19 protein-coding genes are annotated in these 18,627 nt (G+C 66.9%); 6 read left to right on the top strand and 13 right to left on the bottom strand.

Features of this window, described 5'->3' with window-relative positions; all coding sequences use genetic code 11:
* The first annotated feature begins 3 nt into the window (after positions 1-3).
* Positions 4-828 carry an alpha/beta fold hydrolase gene (locus tag CLI93_RS01180; RefSeq protein WP_095543516.1) on the top strand — a complete coding sequence of 275 codons (825 nt, stop codon included), beginning with the start codon at positions 4-6 and terminating at the stop codon, positions 826-828.
* A gap of 60 nt (positions 829-888) precedes the next feature.
* Here CLI93_RS01180 and CLI93_RS01175 read toward each other — a convergent pair whose 3' ends face one another.
* The 5 genes from CLI93_RS01175 to CLI93_RS01155 all read right to left on the bottom strand — a co-directional run bounded on the left by CLI93_RS01175 (position 889) and on the right by CLI93_RS01155 (position 5,454).
* On the bottom strand, positions 889-1,620 hold the full coding sequence (locus tag CLI93_RS01175; RefSeq protein ID WP_095543517.1) for an arginyltransferase: 732 nt from the start codon (positions 1,618-1,620) through the stop codon (positions 889-891).
* A gap of 7 nt (positions 1,621-1,627) precedes the next feature.
* Positions 1,628-2,380 carry a leucyl/phenylalanyl-tRNA--protein transferase gene (gene aat, locus CLI93_RS01170; RefSeq protein WP_095543518.1) on the bottom strand — a complete coding sequence of 251 codons (753 nt, stop codon included), beginning with the start codon at positions 2,378-2,380 and terminating at the stop codon, positions 1,628-1,630.
* Between the two features lie 62 nt (positions 2,381-2,442).
* Positions 2,443-3,714, bottom strand: a complete 1,272-nt coding sequence (locus CLI93_RS01165; RefSeq protein WP_095543519.1) for a TRAP transporter large permease — start codon at positions 3,712-3,714, stop codon at positions 2,443-2,445.
* Between the two features lie 52 nt (positions 3,715-3,766).
* Positions 3,767-4,267: a TRAP transporter small permease gene (locus CLI93_RS01160; RefSeq protein WP_095543520.1), complete on the bottom strand. Its 501-nt coding sequence runs from the start codon at positions 4,265-4,267 to the stop codon at positions 3,767-3,769.
* Between the two features lie 185 nt (positions 4,268-4,452).
* Positions 4,453-5,454, bottom strand: a complete 1,002-nt coding sequence (locus CLI93_RS01155; protein ID WP_095543528.1) for a TRAP transporter substrate-binding protein — start codon at positions 5,452-5,454, stop codon at positions 4,453-4,455.
* A gap of 400 nt (positions 5,455-5,854) precedes the next feature.
* On the opposite strand from CLI93_RS01155, the gene CLI93_RS01150 reads away from it, so the two are divergent.
* On the top strand, positions 5,855-6,100 hold the full coding sequence (locus CLI93_RS01150) for a glycine zipper 2TM domain-containing protein (protein WP_095538689.1): 246 nt from the start codon (positions 5,855-5,857) through the stop codon (positions 6,098-6,100).
* Between the two features lie 163 nt (positions 6,101-6,263).
* On the opposite strand, the gene CLI93_RS01145 is transcribed toward CLI93_RS01150, so the two are convergent.
* From CLI93_RS01145 to CLI93_RS01135, 3 genes are all read right to left on the bottom strand, one after another.
* The gene (locus CLI93_RS01145) at positions 6,264-7,022 is read right to left on the bottom strand and encodes a metallophosphoesterase family protein (protein WP_095543521.1); all 759 of its coding nucleotides are present in this window, start codon (positions 7,020-7,022) and stop codon (positions 6,264-6,266) included.
* A 23-nt stretch (positions 7,023-7,045) separates the two neighbouring features.
* Positions 7,046-8,611, bottom strand: coding sequence for an acyl-CoA synthetase (locus CLI93_RS01140; protein WP_238945924.1), 1,566 nt, complete (start codon positions 8,609-8,611; stop codon positions 7,046-7,048).
* A gap of 230 nt (positions 8,612-8,841) precedes the next feature.
* Positions 8,842-9,090, bottom strand: a complete 249-nt coding sequence (locus CLI93_RS01135) for a helix-turn-helix domain-containing protein (protein ID WP_095543522.1) — start codon at positions 9,088-9,090, stop codon at positions 8,842-8,844.
* 492 nt (positions 9,091-9,582) lie between these two features.
* On the opposite strand from CLI93_RS01135, the gene CLI93_RS01130 reads away from it, so the two are divergent.
* Genes CLI93_RS01130 through rapZ form a run of 3 tightly spaced genes read left to right on the top strand, consistent with a single transcriptional unit; the run spans position 9,583 to position 13,184 of the window.
* Complete coding sequence (locus tag CLI93_RS01130) at positions 9,583-10,479, top strand: NAD kinase (protein ID WP_095543523.1); 897 nt, start codon at positions 9,583-9,585, stop codon at positions 10,477-10,479.
* Entirely contained in the window at positions 10,479-12,248 is a 1,770-nt protein-coding gene (gene recN / locus CLI93_RS01125) for a DNA repair protein RecN (RefSeq protein ID WP_095543524.1), read from the top strand. The genes CLI93_RS01130 and recN overlap by 1 nt, the downstream gene beginning before the upstream one ends.
* A 48-nt stretch (positions 12,249-12,296) precedes the next feature.
* A complete protein-coding gene (gene rapZ, locus CLI93_RS01120) occupies positions 12,297-13,184 on the top strand; it encodes an RNase adapter RapZ (RefSeq protein WP_095543525.1) in 888 nt (295 codons plus the stop codon).
* Between the two features lie 51 nt (positions 13,185-13,235).
* Here rapZ and CLI93_RS01115 read toward each other — a convergent pair whose 3' ends face one another.
* The 5 genes from CLI93_RS01115 to CLI93_RS01095 are packed head-to-tail and all read right to left on the bottom strand — an operon-like array spanning position 13,236 to position 18,333.
* Positions 13,236-14,606, bottom strand: coding sequence for an amidase (locus CLI93_RS01115; protein ID WP_095995824.1), 1,371 nt, complete (start codon positions 14,604-14,606; stop codon positions 13,236-13,238).
* A 38-nt stretch (positions 14,607-14,644) separates the two neighbouring features.
* Complete coding sequence (locus CLI93_RS01110) at positions 14,645-15,334, bottom strand: DUF2848 domain-containing protein (RefSeq protein WP_095542004.1); 690 nt, start codon at positions 15,332-15,334, stop codon at positions 14,645-14,647.
* 9 nt (positions 15,335-15,343) lie between these two features.
* Positions 15,344-16,627, bottom strand: coding sequence for a TRAP transporter large permease (locus CLI93_RS01105; protein ID WP_095542003.1), 1,284 nt, complete (start codon positions 16,625-16,627; stop codon positions 15,344-15,346).
* The gene (locus tag CLI93_RS01100) at positions 16,624-17,271 is read right to left on the bottom strand and encodes a TRAP transporter small permease subunit (protein WP_095542002.1); all 648 of its coding nucleotides are present in this window, start codon (positions 17,269-17,271) and stop codon (positions 16,624-16,626) included. Before CLI93_RS01100 ends, CLI93_RS01105 begins: the two co-directional genes overlap by 4 nt.
* A gap of 18 nt (positions 17,272-17,289) precedes the next feature.
* A complete protein-coding gene (locus tag CLI93_RS01095) occupies positions 17,290-18,333 on the bottom strand; it encodes a TRAP transporter substrate-binding protein (RefSeq protein ID WP_095542001.1) in 1,044 nt (347 codons plus the stop codon).
* Between CLI93_RS01095 and CLI93_RS14680 the strand changes: the two genes are divergently transcribed.
* The gene (locus CLI93_RS14680) at positions 18,332-18,625 is read left to right on the top strand and encodes a hypothetical protein (protein WP_143326354.1); all 294 of its coding nucleotides are present in this window, start codon (positions 18,332-18,334) and stop codon (positions 18,623-18,625) included. The two genes, CLI93_RS01095 and CLI93_RS14680, sit on opposite strands and share 2 nt — an antisense overlap.
* The last annotated feature ends 2 nt before the right edge of the window (positions 18,626-18,627 follow it).

Genomic DNA, 18,627 nt, shown 5'->3' with positions numbered 1-18,627 from the left:
CAAATGCAGATCTCCCTCAATGGCCACCCGCTCTATGCCTACACCGGCGGCACGGCCCACAAGCCGGGCCAGCCTTGGCTGATCCTGATCCACGGCGTGCTCAATGACCACAGCGTCTGGGCGCTGCAAAGCCGCTGGTTTGCACACCACGGCTGGAACGTGCTGGCCATCGACCTGCCCGGCCATGGCCGCAGCGCCACCAGCGAGGCGCCCGCCAGCGTGCAGCAAGCCGCCGACGCCATCGCCGCCCTGGTGCAAACGCTGGACGATGCGCCACTGGCGCTGGCCGGGCACAGCTTTGGCTCGCTGATCGCGCTGCAGGCTGCGGCCCAGCTGGGCGCGCGGGTGAGCAAACTGCTGCTGCTGGGCACGGCCGCGCCCATGCGCGTCTCGCCCGCGCTGCTGGAGCTGTCGCAGAACGCACCGGAGAAAGCCATGCACCTGGTCAACGTGTTCTCGCGCAGTACGCTGGCGCCGCCGCCCTCGGCGCTGGGGCCGGGCACCTGGCCCTACGGCATGGGCATGGCGCTGGGACGCCGCGTGCTGCGCAGCAACCCGCGCGAGAACATCTTCCACAAAGGCTTCGTGGCCTGCGACAGCTACGAAGGAGGGCCTGAGGCCATGGCCCAGGTCAAGGCCCAGGTGCTGATCCTCAGCGGCAGCCAGGACCAGATGACCCCGGCGCGCGCGGCCAAGCCCTTGGTGCAGGCCGCGCAGCAAGCGGGCGTGGCGCTGCAAACGGCCAGCATCGACGTGGGCCACAACCTGATGACCGAAGCGCCAGAGGCCACGCTGCAGGCCATGCGCAGCTTTCTGCAAGCGCCCTGAACCGGCCGTTGGTGCGCGCTTTCGGGCGCGCAGGCGCTGCCGCACCAGCGCCTGCGCTCTTCATCGATCGACCTGCTGCCAGCGCCCATTGACGAGCACTTCGTGGGGCACAAAGCGCGCCTTGTAGGCCATCTTGGGGCAAGCGGCAATCCAATAACCCAGGTACAGATAGGGCAGGCCCAGTTGGCGTGCCCACTGGATTTGCCAGAGGATGGCCCAGGTGCCCAGGCCCTTGGCGCTGGCCGCGTCGTAGAAGGTGTAAACGGCGGAGATGCCGTGCCCGAGCAGATCGACCACGCTGACCATGCGCAGTTGCGGCGGCTCTTGCCCGGACGGATCGATGCTGGAGAACTCCAGCAAGCGCGTGTGTACGTGGCTGCGCAGCAGGAACTGCTCATAGTCCGCCGGGCTGTCGTGTTCCATCTGGCCGTCGCCGTGGCGCTGCTGCAGATAGCGCTGGTAGAGCGCGAAGTGCTCGGGCTGCAGCAGCGGCGGCATGACGCGCACCGACAGCTGGCGGTGCTGCTGCCAGGTGCGGCGCTGGCTGCGATTGGGGCGGAACTGCGCCACGGGGATGCGCAGCGTCTGGCAGGCTTGGCAATGGTCGCAATGCGGGCGGTAGGTGAACAGACCGCTGCGGCGAAAGCCCTGGGCGATCAGCTGGTCGTACACCGGCGCGCCGACCAGCTCCCCCGGGCTGACGACCTGTGAGCGCGCCATCTGCCCAGGCAGATAGCTGCACGGGTAGGGTGCCGTGGCGTACAGCTGCAGGGCAGGGCGGCGCTGGTTCATCTGGCCCCTATTGAAGAAGATCGCGCTGAGGCCACTGCGGCAGCTGCGCCCAGAGCGCATCGCTGAACTGCCAGCGCGGCGCGGGCTGCTGCACCAGGGGCGCCAGTTGCTCCAGGAACTGCGCGCGGCGCATCTCGCGCGCGCCCAGCGAGGCCAGGTGGGCGGTGTTTTGCTGGCAGTCGATCATCGGCAGGCCGTGCGCGCGACACATGGCCACCAGCGCGGCCAGGGCGATTTTCGAGGCATCGCTGCGCAGCGCGAACATGGATTCGCCAAACACCGCCTGGCCGATGTTGACGAAGTACAGGCCACCGGCGAGCTCGCCGTCCAGCCAGGTCTCCACGCTGTGCACCAGCCCGGCCTGGTGCAGCCGCTCATAGGCCTGCTGCATCTGCGGCACGATCCAGGTGCCGCTCTGGCCGGGCCGCACCACATTGGCGCAGCAGCGCAGCACCGTGCCAAAGGCGCTGTCCACACGCACCTGCAGGCGCTGCGCGCGCAGCAGCCGGGCAATGCTTTTGCGCAGCGAGGTGTGCAGCCGAAAGTCCTGCACCTGCAGCACCATGCGCGGATCGGGCGACCACCACAGGATGGGCGGCGCGGAAAACCACGGGAAGATGCCCTGACGGTAGGCGGCCTGCAGCGTCTGGGGCTGCAAATCCCCGCCCACGGCCAGCGGGCCCAGCTCCTCACTGACCGAGCCATAGGCCGGGAAGGGATCGCCCGGCTGCAGAAAGGCAAAGGCTTGGCGCTGGGTCATAGAGAAAGAGGGCTGAACGGAATTGGGCAAGCGCCTGGGCCTGGCGGCGGGTGGCTCGGCGCTCAATAAGCCAGGTCGCGCAGCAGCAGCGACAGCTGTGGCACGTAGGTGATGATGGCCAGGCAGGCCAGCACCACGCCCACCAGCGGCAGCAGCGGGCGCACGATTTGCTCCAGCGAGACGCGAGCGATGGCGCAGGCGGCAAACAGGTTCACACCCATGGGCGGCGTGACCATGCCCAGCGCCAGGTTGACGATCATGATGATGCCGAAATGCACCGGATCGACGCCGAACTGCACTGCCACAGGCAGCAGCAGCGGCGCGAGCACGACGATGGAGGCCGAGGTCTCGATGAACATGCCAATCACGAACAGCGCCAGGTTGATGCCCAGCAGGAACAGGTATTTGCTCTCGAACAGGCCGCCCAGCCACTGGCCCAGCATGTCGGGCACGCCGGCGCGGTTGAGCAAAAAGCTGAACACGCCGGCGTTGGCGATGATGAACATGATCACGGCCGTGCCGGTGACTGCGCGGTGAAACACCGGCCCCAGCGCACGCAGGCCGATGCTGCGGTAGACGAACAAGCTGAGCACCAGCGCATAGACCACGGCCACGACCGAGGCCTCCGTAGGGGTGAATACGCCGCCGTAGATGCCGCCGAGGATGATGGTGGGCATCAGCAGCGCCAGCCAGGCGCGGCGCAGCGCGGCCCAGACGGGCATGCTGCCCTGGCCGTCGTTGCGGCCCAGGCCGGTGCGGCGGGCGTAGAACCAGGCGTAGGCAATCAGCGCCGCGCCCAGCAGCAGGCCGGGAAGGATGCCGGCGATGAAAACCTCGCCGGTGGAGGTTTCGGTGGAGACGGCGTACAGAATCATCGGCACCGAGGGCGGGATGATCACGCCCAGCTCCGCCGAGGTGGCCTGCAGCGAGGCGGCAAACGGCGCCGGGTAGCCGTGGCGCACCAGCGCAGGAATCAGGATGCTGCCCACGGCAAAGGTGGTGGCGACGCTGGAGCCGGCCACGGCGGCAAAGATCATGCAGGTCAGCACGCAGGTGATGGCCATGCCGCCTTGCACGCGGCCCACCAGGCTTTTGGCGAAGTCCACCAGCCGCTGCGAGATGCCGCCGGCCTCCATCAGATTGCCCGCCAGGATGAAGAACGGGATGGCCATCAGCGGGAATTTGTCCAGCGCGGCAAAGATTTGCTGCGGCATGACCAGCCAATTGACCCCGGCGTAAGCAATGCCGGTGATGCTGGACAACCCAATGGCCACTGCCACGGGCAGGGACAGGGCAAAGAAAATCAGCATCGTGACGATCATCAACTGCGACATGGCGCGCTTTCGGGATTGGAGGCTTGGGATATAGGGGATGCTTTGGAGGCGCTCAGAGCGGGGCGGGCTCGGCAGGCGTTGCGCTGGCCTGCGGCGCCATCAGCCAGTGCAGCAGCACCGCCAGGGCCGAGAGCGCTGCGCCCACCGGGATGGCCAGATACACCCAGGAGATGGAAATCTCCAGCCCGGCCAGGCTCTGAAAACGCACGCGGTAGGTGATTTGCGCGCCGATCCAGGCCAGAAACAGCAAAAAACCCACGCAGGTGGCGCCGATGAAGTGCTCCAGCCAGCGGCGCGCCGGGCCGCGCAGGCGGCTGTGCAGGAATTGCACGGCAATGGCCGTGCCGCTGCGAAAGGCCAGCGCCGTGCCCAGCATCACCACCCAGATGATGGCCGCGCGCGTGAGCACCTCGCTCCAGTCCAGCGGCGAATGCAGCACAAAGCGCGCCACGACCTGGAAAAATCCCATGGCCACGGCCAGCCAGAGCAGCAGCTGGGCCAGAAAAGAAACAAGACCGAATAGCGCGCGGTCAATGGCTTGAAGGGCAGGCATGGCAGCAGGGGATGCGGGCGTTGCGCAAGGCAAGCAGGGGTAGGGGGGCAGACGATGGGCTTGGCCGGGCACGCGCCCCAGCCTGTGTGCGGCAGCGGCGGGCCATGGCGCAGGCAGCGGTGGCCCGCGCCATGGCATCACGCACTATCACGCAAGCAATGGAGCGCTGCCCGACAGGACCAAGATTACTTGGTGTCGCGGATGCGCTGCAGCAAATCGGCGCCAAAGCGCTTGTTGTAGTCCTTGTAGGCCGGCTCCACGGCTTTCTCGAAGGCGCTGCGGTCCACCTCGGTGATTTGCATGCCCTCGTCCTTGAGCTGCTGCACGCCCGACTTCTCAATGTTGGAGACGAAATCGCGCATCGCCTGGCCCGCGTTTTCCGCTGCCTTCTTGAACAAGGCCTTGTCCGCATCGGAGAGCTTTTCATACACCGAAGGCGAGACGATGATCACCGCCGGCGCATAGACGTGGCCCGTCAGCGAGAGGTGCTTTTGCACCTGCGAGAGCTTGGCCGAGGTGATGACCGACAGCGGATTTTCCTGCCCGTCAATGGTGCCCTGTTGCAACGCGGTGGAAACCTCCGGCCAGGCCATGGGCGTGGGCAGGATGCCGATGGCGCGGAACGCGGCAATGTGCAGTTGATTTTCGGTGGTGCGGATCTTCAGGCCCTTGGCATCGGCCGGCGAGGCCACGGCGCGCACGTTGTTGGTCAGGTGGCGAAAGCCTTGCTCGCCCCAGGCCAGGGCCACCAGGCCGCGCTTGTTGAACTCGGCCAGCATCTCCTGGCCGATCGGGCCATCGAGCACCTTGCGGGCGTGCTCCAGATCGCGCAGCAAGAAGGGCACGTCGAACACTGCAGCGGCAGGCACGAAGTTCATGGTCGCGCCGGTGGAGAGCACGGCCATGTCGATGGTGCCCAGCTGCAGGCCCTCGATGACCTCGCGCTCGCCGCCCAATGCGCTGTTGGCGAACTGCTGGATCTTGTACTTGCCGCTGCTGCCTTCCTCCAGGGTCTTGGCAAAGGCATTGCCCGCTGCGCCGTAGTGCGATTGCTGCGAGAGCGCGTAGGCCATTTTGTAAGTGGTTTGCGCCAGTGCAGCGCCGGGCAGCACGCTGGCTGCAGCGGCAGCCGTGCCGATCAACGCGGGGGCCAGCCAGCGCAGCAGGGGGCGAAGTGTGGTGTGCATGATGGATCTCCAGAAAAACACCAGGGGGAAAAAGCGCATGGGCGCTGTGGCCAGTGCGCACGGCGCGCCGCAGCGCAAGCGATGAAGAGGCCACGCGAATCGCAGCATCGTGTGCGCCAGCGGATTCGGGGCAGCCTTGCAAAAAGGCGCGACTTTACTGCCGATTCATGCCCCCAGCAACGAAGCAAGCGGTGTTACCAAATGCCATTGGGCCCCTCAGTGCCGAAGCGCTTGGATACAGCCGCAACGCCATGCTTGCGCGACCGCGCCAGCTGGGCCGTTAGGCTGCGCCCATTCCGCTGGGGCTGTGTCGCAAAACCTGCGCAGCCCTTTTCCGCAGAGAGATTCAAGGCCCTGGCCTTGAATCGATTGGCAGAGTCATCTGCATCAGGAGGCAGTCATGCAACCCAAGGAAAAAGCCATCCAAGTCATCGCCGTCACCAGCCTGGCCTTTGGCCTGTCGGCCTGCGCGACCTGGGACAACATGAGCTCGCGCGAACGCAGCGCCGTGGGCGGCGCGGCCATCGGCGGCGTGGCCGGCGCAGCCATCAGCAATGGCGGCGTGCTGGGCACCGTAGGCGGCGCAGCCATTGGCGGCGTGGTCGGTGACCAACTCGGCCGCGACCGCCAGCGCCGCCGGCGCTGAGCGGGCCCGCCACAGCCTGCCAGAAGCCGAAAAGCCGGTGCGCGCAGTGGCCGCACACCGTCATTGCCTATTGCTCTATTGCCTGCTTTTTCAGATCTGATTCAGCCCCCGGCTGAACAGGGCGCAGCGCACGTCTGGCCGGATCGGCCTTGCCGCTGGCGGCCTACGCCCCCGCCGGCATGCGCCCGGTGCGCAGCGCATGGGCCCAGTCAGGGCGGGCATTGCGTTCGGCCTGGCGGGCGGCAGCTTCGTGGTCGTAAGGCACGGCATGCAGCGTCACGGCCCAGGCGCTGCCCGATGCGGCAGGCAGGCGCTCTGCCACGGCATAGCGGGCATGGGGCGAGCCGTTTTCGACCACATGCGGCTCTGGCCGTTCATCGTCATAGGCGGGCAGGCCTACGCTGCCGGGGTTGACGAGGGTCTGGCCGCGGGCTGTTTGCAGCACGCCGGGCAAATGGGTGTGGCCGCAGGCCACAAGGCGCGCGCGTTCGCCGCCCAGCCGCTCGTCGATCTCTTGCGCTGTGGCCAGGCACAGGCGGCCTGCCACTATGCTGTGCAAGAAGTAATGCCGATCGCTGCCAGGCGTGCCGTGGCAGAGCAAGACATCGGGCGCGGGGCGCAAGGTGGCGGGCAGTTGGCGCAGCCAGTCGAACACGGCCGGGCTGAGCTGTGCGTGCGCGTATGCGTCCGATGCGCCCATGCGCTCAGACGGCAGGCTGAGCAGTTGCCGCTCGTGATTACCCGCCAGCGTGGGCCAGCCTTGCTGCATGAGGCATTGCGCCGTCTCCAGCGGCCACAGGGGGCCGGAGAGGCTGTCGCCCAGATTCACCACCTGCGCGATGCCTTGCGCGCGCAAGCACGTCAGCACGGCTTGCAGCGCCGGCAAATTGCCGTGAATGTCGGAAAGCAGGGCGAACTTCATCGCAGGGCCATGCAGCGCCGTGCTCAATCGGCTTTGATCGTCTGGCGCAGCTGGCGCTTGAGCAGCTTGCCGCTGGGGTTCTTGGGCAGGCTGTCGGCAAAGACCACGCGTTTGGGCGTTTTGAAGTGCGCCATGTGGGCGTTGCAGAAGTCGATGACCTGCTGCTCGCTCAGCTCGGCGCCGTCCTTGCGCACCACCACGGCGGTGACGGCCTCCACCCATTTCGGGTCGGGCAGGCCGATCACGGCCACTTCGCTGACTTCAGGCATGCGGTAGATCATTTCCTCCACCTCGCGGCTGGCCACGTTTTCGCCGCCGGTCTTGATCATGTCCTTCTTGCGGTCGACGACGCTGATGTAGCCCTCCTCATCAATGGTGGCCAGATCGCCCGAGTGGAACCAGCCGCCCTCGAACGCGGCGGCGGTGCGCTCCTCGTCCTTGAAGTAGCCCAGCATCAGGTGCGGCGAGCGGTGCACGATCTCGCCCACTTCGCCCACGGCCACGTCCTGCATGTCGTCATCGACGACGCGGGTTTCCACATTCAGCACCGGGCGGCCGCAGGAGCCGGGTTTGCGCAACTGGTCCTCAGGGCCGAGGATGGTGGCCAGCGGCGCGATTTCGGTCTGGCCGTACAGGTTCCACAGCCGCACATCGGGCAGGCGGCGCGCCATTTCCTTCATCACCTCCACCGGCATGATGGAAGCGCCGTAATAGCCCTTGGCCAGCTTGGACAGGTCGGTCTGGTCAAACAGCGGCGAGCGCAGCAGCGCAATCCACACCGTAGGCGGGGCGAAGAAGCTGGTGATGCCGTGGCGCGCCATCATGGGCAGCAGGTTGTCGGGCGTGGGTTTGGCGGTGATGAGGTTGGTGCAACCCATGTAGATGGCCGGGCCGAGGAACACGTCCAGCTGCGCGCAGTGGTACAGCGGCAGCGCGTGCAACAGCACGTCATCCTCGGCAATGGCGGCGTTGACCACGCAGCTGACGTACTGCCACAGCACGGCATCGTGTGTGAGCATGGCGCCCTTGGGCAGGCTCTCCGTGCCGCTGGTGTAGACGATTTGCAGCAGCCCGTCGCTGCTGGGGCCGGCACCTTCGGGCAGGGGCGCGGTGCAGGCGGCCAGCTCGTCCAGCGTGGTCATGCCGGCCACAGGCTCGCCCGGCTCCTCGGCGGGCAGCCAGAGGAAATGCGCCACTTCCGTATCGAGCTTGGCCGCCGCCTGGGCCAGGCTGGCCAGGCCGCTGTCGGTGGCCAGCCAGCGCGCCTCGGCGTGGCGCAGGATGTAGGCCACCTCATCGGCGGTGAGCATGAAGTTGATGGGCACCAGCACCGCGCCCAGGCGCGCCAGCGCAAAGCGCAGCGCAGCAAAACCGTGTGAGTTGCGCGCCAGCACGGCCACCCTGTCGCCCGCGGCCACGCCGCGCTGCGCCAGGCCCGCGGCCACGCGCGTGACCAGCGCGTCGAACTCGGCATAGCTCCAGCGCACATCGCCGCAGATCACGGCGGTTTTCTCGGGCAGGCGCTGCGCGGTGCGGCGCAGCACATCGGCCACGCTTTGACGGCGCACGATGGGGGACAGGGTGGTCATGAATGGGATCTCCTTGGCAGTTTGAAATGTTTGGGCTCACGACAAAAGCTGGGGCTGCAGATCGCAGGCAGGTCATGCGTGTGATTGCGCACCAGACCTGGCGATTATGGCCACAGGCCCTGAACTGCCCGGCCAGAAAGCCCAAAAACGCTGCCGCCCGCTGCCAAGTGTGGCAGCGGGCGGCAGCGGAGCGCTCAGGAGCGGAAAAGAGAAATGAAGGGCGCGGTGCTTCAAGTCGCACTGCCATCATCGAGCATGCCGTGCATCTTGAGCTTTTTTCGCAAGGTATTGCGGTTGAGCCCCAGCCACAGCGCAGCGCGCGATTGGTTGTGGCCCGCGCGCGCCATGACCTCGCGCAGCACGGGCCTCTCGACCAGGTGAATCACCATGTCGTACACATTGCTGGGCTCTTGCCCATCGAGGTCTTTGAAGTACTGCTGCAGGCTGGCCTGCACGCTGGCTTCCAGAGGGGATTTCATATTGGGCGTGGTTAATAAGGCGGCGCCTGACCATGTAAGGCGGCGCCTGGCCATGCACAAAAAGTAGGCGTTGCGGCCAAGCGCACCGGTGCCTTGTGCTGAAAAAGACAAGGGGCCAGTTTTTACGGAGGCGGGACTATACCGCAGCTTGCCGCAGCCGCCGGCAAGGGCGGATGGGGCGCGTGCGCCTCGGCGTTGACACCGCTGGCCAAGCGCGCCGGGCGCTCAGTTTCTACCGCTATACTTGCCGCGCCAAATGAAGGGTGAAGGCCCTAGGGGTTGTTGAGATGGAGTGTTGCGGCGCTGTTTTCGGTCAAATGCTTGCAAGGTAACCAAGCTTGCGCGCATTTTCGCCTTGCATCTGCGGCTTTTGCCTCGAAAAAACGCTTTGCAAACGCCATCTCAACAACCCCTAGCGCGCTTTTCTTTGCTGGCTGCACCCGGCGCGCGCCGAGACTCCCCCATTCGATTGCCTCCGATTGCCAATACACCATGCAAACGCGCTTTCACAAGGTGGCGGTGCTGGGCAAGCACCAGATCACGCCCTCGCGCGACGCACGCCACGCCGCCCGCATCGTCGTTGAAGACGTGGTGCAGTTTTTGTTGCGCTACGGCTGCGATGTGGCGCTGGAGCAAGACTCGGCGCAGCACCTGGAAATCGAACACTACCCGCGCCTGAGCCCTGCGCAGATTGGCCAGCAGTGCGATTTGTGCATTGCCATCGGTGGCGATGGCACCATGCTGGGCATTGCGCGTGAGCTGGCCCCCTACGGCACGCCGCTGATCGGCATCAACCAGGGGCGGGTGGGGTTTGTCACCGATCTGCCGCTCAACCACTACAAAGACCAGCTCGGCCCCATGCTGCACGGCATCTACGAGCAGGATCAGCGCCCCTTGATTCACGCCTGGGTCGAGCGCGGCGGCCTGCGGGTTTTCGAGGGCGATGCCGTCAACGATGTGGTGATCTCGCGCGGCGCGCTCTCAGGCATGCTGGAGCTGCGCGTGGAGGTCAATGAGCAGTTCGTCTCCAACCAGCGCGCCGATGGGCTGATCATCGCCACGCCCACGGGCTCGACGGCCTATTCGCTGTCGGTGGGCGGGCCCATCGTGCATCCGGCCACCTCCGGCTGGGTGGTCGCGCCGATTGCGCCGCACAAGCTCTCGAACCGGCCCATCGTGCTGCCAGGCGATGCCGAAATCGCCGTCAAAGTGCTGGCCGGGCGCGACATGAGCGCCAAATTCGACATGCTGACCATGCCTGACCTGCTGGTGGGCGACTGCCTGCACGTGCGCCGCTCGGCGCACAGCGCCTGCTTTTTGCACCCCAAGGGCTGGAGCTATTTCGCCATGCTGCGCAACAAGTTGGGCTGGACCGAAGGGGGCAGCTGATGGCATTGCAACGCATGGCGCTGCGCGATTTCGTGCTGGTGCAGGCGCTGGAGCTGGAGTTGCAACCGGGCTTTACGGTGCTCAGCGGCGAGACCGGCGCGGGCAAGTCCATCCTGATCGATGCCATGCAGATCGCGCTGGGCGCACGCGCCGATGCTTCGCTGGTGCGCGAAGGCGCGCAGCGCGCCGAAGTGGTGGCCGAATTTGACCTGCCAACCCAGCCGGCACTGCTGGCCTGGCTGGACGAGCACGGCTTCGAGCCCGGCAGCTCGCTGCTGTTGCGCCGCACCGTGGATTTGCAGGGCAAGAGCCGCGCCTGGATCAATGGCTCGGCCGCCACGGCCAGCCAACTGCGCATCCTGGGCGAGGCGCTGGTGGACATCCACGGCCAGCATGCATGGCAAAGCCTGATGCGCCCGCACTCGGTGCGCGGCCTGCTCGACGCCTTTGCCGGCGCCGACGAAGCGCCCGTGCAAGCGGCCTGGGCGCAGTGGCGCCAGGCCCAGCAGGCGCTGCAAAAGGCGCAGGACAACCAGGCTCAATGGCAGCAAGAGCGCGAGCGCTTGCAGTGGCAGCTCGACAGCATCGAAAAACTGGCGCCAGGCCAAGGCGAATGGGAGCAGCTCAACCAGCAGCACACGCGCTTGACGCACATGCAAGACCTGCAGCAGGCCGCGGCCCAGGCCTGGCAGGCGCTGGAGGGCAGCGAGGCGGGGGGCGAGGGCGGCGCGCTGCCTGCGCTGGCCCAGGCCCTGCAGGCGCTGGAGCAGCACGGCCACATCGAGCCGCAATTTGCCCAATTGCAGGAGCAGTTGCAGCCACTGGCCGATCAGCTTCAGGACGCGGCACGCCAGCTGCGCGACTACGCCCAAGCCCAGGAGTGGGATGCGGCCGAGCTGGAGCAGCTCGACGCCCGCGTGGGCCAATGGCTGGCCCTGGCGCGCCGCCACCGTCAACCGCCTGAAGATTTGCCAGCGTTGTGGCAGCAATGGCAACAGGCCCTGCAGGCGCTGGATGCAGGCATCGACCTGCAGGCCCTGCAGGCCGCCGAGCAGCAGGCGCGCGAACACTTCATGGCGCTGGCGCGCGAGCTCTCGCAGCAGCGCCAGCAGGCCGCGCCGAGACTGGCCCAGGCCGTCACCGACAGCCTGCAAGAGCTGGGCATGGCCGGCAGCCGCTTTGGCATTGCCTTGCAAGCGCTGGAGCAGCCCCAGGCCCACGGCCTGGACGATGTGCAATTTCAGATCTCCAGCCATGACCAGGGCGCGCCGCGCGCGCTGGCCAAGGTGGCCTCCGGCGGGGAGCTCTCGCGCATCAGCCTGGCCATTGCCGTGCAAACCAGCCGCTTGGGCCAGGCCGGCACGCTGGTGTTCGACGAAGTGGACACGGGCATTGGCGGCGCCGTGGCGCACCGCGTGGGGGCGCTGCTGGCCCAGCTCGGGCGCGATCGCCAGGTGCTGGCCGTGACCCATCTGCCCCAGGTGGCTGCTTGCGCGCACCAGCACCTGCAGGTGCGCAAGCAGCGCCAGGGCGCAAGCATCAGCAGCAGCGTGCAGCCCGTGCAGGGCGCGCAGCGCGTGGCCGAGATTGCCCGCATGCTCGGCAGCGACGCGCCCAGCCAAGCCACGTTGGAGCACGCCACAGAGATGCTGCAGGCCGCAGCCCAGGCGCAGGCTGAAACGCCCGCGCAGCCCGCCGCCGCACGCGTGGGCCGCGCAGCGCATGCCAAGGCGGAGGCCGGCCGGGCCACTGGCAGCCGGCGGCGCTGAGGGCAATGGAAGCACAGACCCTGGCTGGAATTTCTGGAGCAAGACGCAATGCGTGAACTGGTGGTGATTACCGGAATGTCCGGTTCGGGCAAATCCGTGGCCTTGAGCGCCTTGGAGGACGCGGGCTATTACTGCATCGACAACCTGCCGCCCGAGCTGCTGCTGCCCAGCCTGACGCTGGAGCGCAACCAGCAGATCTCGCGCATGGCCATCGTCATTGACGTGCGCAGCGCAGCCTCGCTGCCGCTGGTGCCGCCCATTCTGCAGAACGTGCGCGACCAGGGCGTGAACGTGCGCGTGCTGTTCCTCGACGCCTCGACCGATGCGTTGGTGCGGCGCTTTTCAGAAACGCGCCGCAAGCACCCGCTGGCCGCCGATGCCGATGCGCACGGCGACGACGCGCTGGTGCAAATCATTCTGCGCGAGAGGGGGCTGATGGGGTCGCTGCGCGACATGTCGCTGGTCATCGACACCAGCCTGACCCGCTCGGCCGAGTTGCAAAGCCAGCTCAAGCAAATCCTGCGCCTGGGCCCGGGCCATCTGGTGCTGATCTTCCAGTCCTTCTCCTACAAGCGGGGCATCCCGCGCGATGCGGACTACGTGTTCGACGTGCGCATGCTGCCCAACCCGCACTACGACCCGGCGCTGCGCCCGCTGACCGGGCTGGACGCGCCCGTGGCCGAATTCCTCGCGCGCGAGCCGCTGGTGCATGTCATGCAGCACGACGTGACGGCCTTCTTGCACAAATGGCTGCCGCAGCACGCGCAAAACCACCGCAGCTACGTCAGCGTGGCCATCGGCTGCACGGGCGGCCAGCACCGCTCGGTCTATCTGGTCGAGCAGCTGGCCGAGCAATTCGCGCAGGAGGAATGGCAAACCCTGCGCCGCCACCGCGAGATCGAACGCCGCGCCAACGCCGCCGCGGGCCAGTCATGAGATCGCGCGCCAGCTTACGTGCCAGAAGTTTGGCGCGCCCCCACGGCGTTGTCAGTTGCCGCGCAGGCGCGCCAGCGCAGCCTCCACGCTCAGCCCCAGGCCCAGGATGCGCGCATCGGCCAGCGCTGGCCCGGCCAGCATCAGGCCCACGGGCGCGTCACCAGGCGCATGGCAGGGCAGCGACAGAGCGCAGCCATCCAGAAAATTGATCAGCGTGGGGTTGCGCAGCATCAGCAGATTGGTCTGGCCGTACAGCGCATCGTCGGCTTGCAGCGCGGCAATGGGCGGTGCAATGTGCGGTACGGTGGGCATCAGCAGCGCATCGAAGGGCGCCAGCCGCGCCTGCACCTGGGCAATCCAGCGCTGGCGAGCGGCGCGCAGCTCGATGTAATCGGCCGCGTCCATGCGCGCGCCCGCCTCGATGCGCACGCGCACGCGCGGGTCGTAGCCGCTGGCTTGCTCGGCCAGCAGGCGGCGGTGCCAGGCCCAGGCTTCGGCGCCGGCCAGGGTGCCGCGCGCATGCAGCGCGGCCAATTCGGCAAATTCGGGCACGGGCAGGCTGTGGATGCGCGCGCCGGCCTCGCGCAGGCAAGCCAGGGCGCGTTCGAAGGCGGCGGCCACGGCCTCATCCAGGTCATCGAGCGCCACTTGCGCGGGCACGGCCAGGCGCGCGCCGGCCAGCGGCAGCGGCGTGGGCATGGCCTGCGCACCGGCGCCAGCCAGCACGGCATCGGCCAGGGCGCAGCAGTGCACGCTGGCGGCCAGCGGACCGACGGAATCGAGTGAGGTGGACAGCGGCAGCGTGCCGGCCGTGGGCACGCGCCGCTGGGTGGGCTTGAAGCCCGTCAGCCCGCACAGCGCTGACGGAATGCGCACCGAGCCGCCGGTGTCCGAGCCAATGGCGAGCGCAGCCATGCCATCGGTGACAGAGACGGCTGCGCCGCTGGAAGACCCCCCAGGGATGCGCCCGGTGGCGCGGTCCCAGGGGTTTTTCGGCGTGCCGTAGTGCGGGTTCAGCCCCAGGCCGGAAAAGGCGAACTCCGTCATGTTGGTGCGCCCGACGATGACGGCGCCGGCGGCCAGCAGGCGCTCGATCACTGGCGCGTTGTGCGTGGCCACCGGGGCCTGGCGCAGCACGGCCGAGCCAGCCGTGGTGGCCTGGCCGGCCACGTCGAACAAGTCCTTGACCGACACGGGCACGCCCTCCAGCGGCGAGCGCACGATGCCGGCGGCGCGCAAGCCATCGCTGGCGCGCGCCAGCGCCAGCGCGCGCTCGCGGTCGATGCGGGTGAACACGCGCGCGCCTTCGCCGGCCGGATCTTCGGCGCGCGCCAGTGCGGCCTCGGCCAGTTGCAAGGCCGTGGTGCGGCCAGCGGCCAGCTCATCGGCCAGTGCGGCCAGCGTGGGGATGGGGCAGTTCATGGGCGTGACTGTCGAACCAAGTGAAATGTCGGGCCAGCTCAGGCCACCTCGGGCAACACATCGATGGCGTAGCTGTGTTCGATGCGGCGGTCGCGCAGCGGATCCAGCAAGGCCATGGAAAAGCGGCTGGCAGGGCGGATGCCGCCCAGGGCGGCCACGGTGCCACAGCTCATGCCCGTGCCCGGGGGCAGGGCCAGGGCGCCGCCGGTGTAACCGGCAATCAGTTCTTGCGGGCTGCGCAGGCTGGCCAGCGGGCCGTCTTGATACAGCACTTGGCTGCCGTTTTCAACGATGTGGGCCTGCAGGCGCAGGCTGTCCCAATGGCCGGCCACATCGGCCAGGCGCCATGCGCTGCGCGCCACAGGCTTGGGGCAGACCTGCTTGGAGAGCGCGACGCTGGCGGCCTCGAGCTTGCGATCGGTGTGGTCCGAGAGCAGGCTGACGAGCAGCTGCCCGTCAGCGGCCGCGAAGACGAAGGCCTCGACCTCGCCCGAGCTGTGCGGGCCGACCACTTGCACGCGGGCTTGCTGCGTCAGCTGCTGGGCCGAGACGCGGTAATACAGCGGCACCTTGGACGGGCGCGGCACGCCCAGCGCGACCAGCTCCTCGATGTGGTGTTCGATGGCGGCCAGATCGCGCCCGGCCCAGCCGGCAATGACCAGTTGGTCCAGTTCGACTTCGATCGGGCGGGTGCCTTCATCGGTATGGAGTTCGAAATGCAACAGCATGGCAGGAGATCATCCAAAAAGAGTGGGCAGCCACAGCGCCATCTGCGGGAATAGCGCCAGCAGGGCGACCATGGCAAACAGCGCCAGCACGAAGGGCAGGGCGCCGTAGATGACGGCTTGCATCGAGCCTTCGGGGCGCAGGCTTTGCACCACGAACAGGTTCAGACCCACTGGCGGCGTGATGAGCGCGGTCTCCACCAGCACGATGATGACGATGCCCAGCCAGACCGGATCGAAGCCCAGGGCCATCATCACCGGCGCGACGATGGGCACAGTGGTGATCATCATCGACAGGGTTTCCATGAAGCAGCCCAGCACGATATAGAACAGCACCAGCGCCAGCAGCATCCACATGGGCGAAAGCCCCAGGCCGGTGATGGCATCGGTCAGCGCCGTGGTCAGGCCGATGGCCGACATGATGAAGTTCAGAAAGGCCGCGGCAATGACGATGAGCATGATCATGGCCGTGGCGCGCATGGTGTTTTCCGAGGCCTCGCGCAGCATGGCCAGCGACATCCGCCCGGACAGCGCCGCCAGCAGCAGCGCGCCGGCCACGCCCAGCGCGGCAGCCTCGGTCGGGGTGGCCAAACCTGCGTAAATGCTGCCCACCACCAACAGGAAGATGCCCAAAGGCGGCAGCAGGTGAACCAAGCTGCGAATGCGCTGGCCCCAGCTGGCGCTGATGCGCTGGCCGCCCCAGCCGGGGCGCAGCAGGCAGGCGCCAACAATCACGGCCATGAACAGCAGCGCCATCAGCACGCCCGGGATGATGCCTGCCAGGTAGAGCTTGGGCACCGAGGTATTGGTCAACACGCCGTAGATCACCAGGTTGATCGAGGGCGGAATCAGAATGCCCAAAGTCCCCCCAGCCGCGATACTGCCCAGGAACAAGGGCTCGTGATAGCCGCGGCGGCGAATCTGCGGCAGGGCGACCGTACCCACCGTGGCGGCGGTGGCAACACTGGAGCCGGAGGTGGCCGAGAACAGTGTTGACGCGCCGATGTTGGCGTGCATCAGCCCGCCGGGCAGCCAGGACAGCCATAGCGCCATGGCATCGTACATGCGCTGGGCAAAGCCCGAGCGCAGCAGGATCTCGCCCAGCAGGATGAACAGCGGAATGGCCACCAGCAAAAATTCGTTGCTGGAGCTCCAGGCCATCTCGCCCATGGCGCGGGTCAGGGGCAGGGCGGAATACAGCGGATCGAGCACCAGCCCGAGCACGCCCAGCGCTGCCGCAACAGGAATGCTGATGCCGATCAGCACCAGCAGCAGGATCAAGGCGACGGCAATCATGGCTGCGGGCCTTTCTGCGCTGCGGCGGCAAGCTCGGCCTGCACCAGGCGCTCGCCAGCGGCGGCCTCTTCGCCGGCTTCCTCAACGGCGGACTTGATGCCGCAGACCGCACGCAGCAAAGCCAGATCACCCGTCACCAGCGCCAGCGAAGCACGCAGCAGCATCAGCGCCAGCACGATGACAAACCACAGCAGCCCAGCGGCCCACAGGGCCTGGGGCAGCACCAGCGGCGTGCCCAATGGCGTATTGGCGCTGGAGCGCATTTCGAACGAGGCCAGCGCCACCTGGGCGGCATACCAGCACAGCACCACGGCAAAGACGCTCAGCGCCACCAGAGAGAGCCAATCGGCCACGGCAGCCACGCGCAATGGCAGGCGCTGGTAGAGCACGTCAACGCGCACATTGGCCCTCTCCAGGGCTGTGAAGGCCAGGGCCCAGCTCACGCTGATGGCAAAGGCATAGCCAGACAGTTCATCGGCGCCGCCCATGCTCACGCCCAGCAAGCGCCGGGCCAGCACATCGGCGCAGATCAAGGCCACGCTCAGCAGCGTCAGCGCGCCGCCGACCCAGACTGCCGCCCGCGACAGGCGCCGCGCCCAGGCCAGCGCGCGGCCCAGCCAGGAAAAATCACCGGTGGTGTTCATGTGCGAAAGGCCAGGCGGTTATTTCTTCTCGGCGCTCAGGCCCAGCAGCTTGCCCACGGTGTCGTTGAAGTCACTGACACACTGGGCGTTGCAGCGTTGGGCCCATTTGGCGATGACCTGGCCGCGAATGTCCTTGAGCAAGGCCTGATCGGCCTCGGAGGGTTGAACCAGCACCATCTTGCCCTTCACGGGTTCGGTGCAAGCGTCTGCGCCGGTATTGCAGTCGTAGCCCTGCTGGGTCTGGCGACCGGCCGCATCCCAGATGCTGTTCACCAGGCCATTGATTTCAGTCTGCAGGAATTGCTGCACCTTGGGGTCGAGCTTGGCCCAGGCCTTGGCATTGACGGCGTGGATTTGCTGATTCCAGTTGATGGGCAACGCCACCAGGTGGGTGGACACCTCATACCACTTGGCCGAATAGCCCGATAGCGAGCCAGTGATGGCGCAGTCCACCACTTTGTTCTGCAGCGCCGGCACCACCTCGCCAAAGGCCATGGTCACGCTGGCGCCACCCAATGCTTCGATGAAATCGGCCTGCGTGCGGCTGGAGGTGCGCACTTTCTTGCCCTTGATGTCGGCCAGGCCGCTGATGGGCGCATTGCAGAACAGCACCTGGGCCGGATAGGTGGAAATGCCCAACAGCTTGACGTTGTTGCCCTGGCCGTAGAACTTGGCGTAAACCGGCTCGAATGCAGCAGTGACCTCGCGCGCCGTTTTCAGATCAGGGGCCAGGCCGGCCAGGTCGATGGCTTCGTTGATCGGGTTATCGCTGGCGAAATAAGCCAGCGTGGCCGTGCCAAACTCGACCACGCCGCTGCCCATCAGGCGCAGCATCTCTGGGCCCTTGAGGCCCATCTCGTTATAGCCCTTGATGTCCGCGGTGATGCGGCCGGCGCTTTTTTCAGGAATGCTCTTGCTCCAGAACGGCAGCTCGTAATCCTGGTAGGCCGACAGGTTGGACAGGCCACCGGTCACTTTCAAATGGGTCTTGGGCAGCTCTTGGGCCAAGGCAGGGGCGGCACTCAAAGCGGCAGCGGCGGCCAGCAGGGCAAAGGATTTCATGGCAGGTCTCCTGTTCGATGGAAAAAGCAAGGGCAGGGCGGGCGCAGCCTGGCTGGCAAGGCAGCCGCTTGGCAGCGAGAGCCTGCTCAAAATCTTTGCACGGCGGGCAAGAGCGCGGAGTTCGCTGGTCTGCGGCATGGCAAATGCCTTGCCGCCCAGCCTAAACCGCTTCTTGCCCATTCACACCGAGGTTTTGAACAGGCCTGAGTGCAAGGCGCGCGCCGTGCTCCCGAAGGCTGGCGGATTTCAGCCGAAATGCCTGTCGCTGTCCAATTCCATGTTTCGATGCTGATT

The sequence above is a fragment of the Vandammella animalimorsus genome (assembly GCF_002288875.1).
GTDB lineage: Bacteria > Pseudomonadota > Gammaproteobacteria > Burkholderiales > Burkholderiaceae_C > Lampropedia > Lampropedia animalimorsus.
The sequence above is the reverse complement of the archived record's forward strand: the minus strand, read 5'-3'. Positions and strand labels throughout refer to the sequence as shown.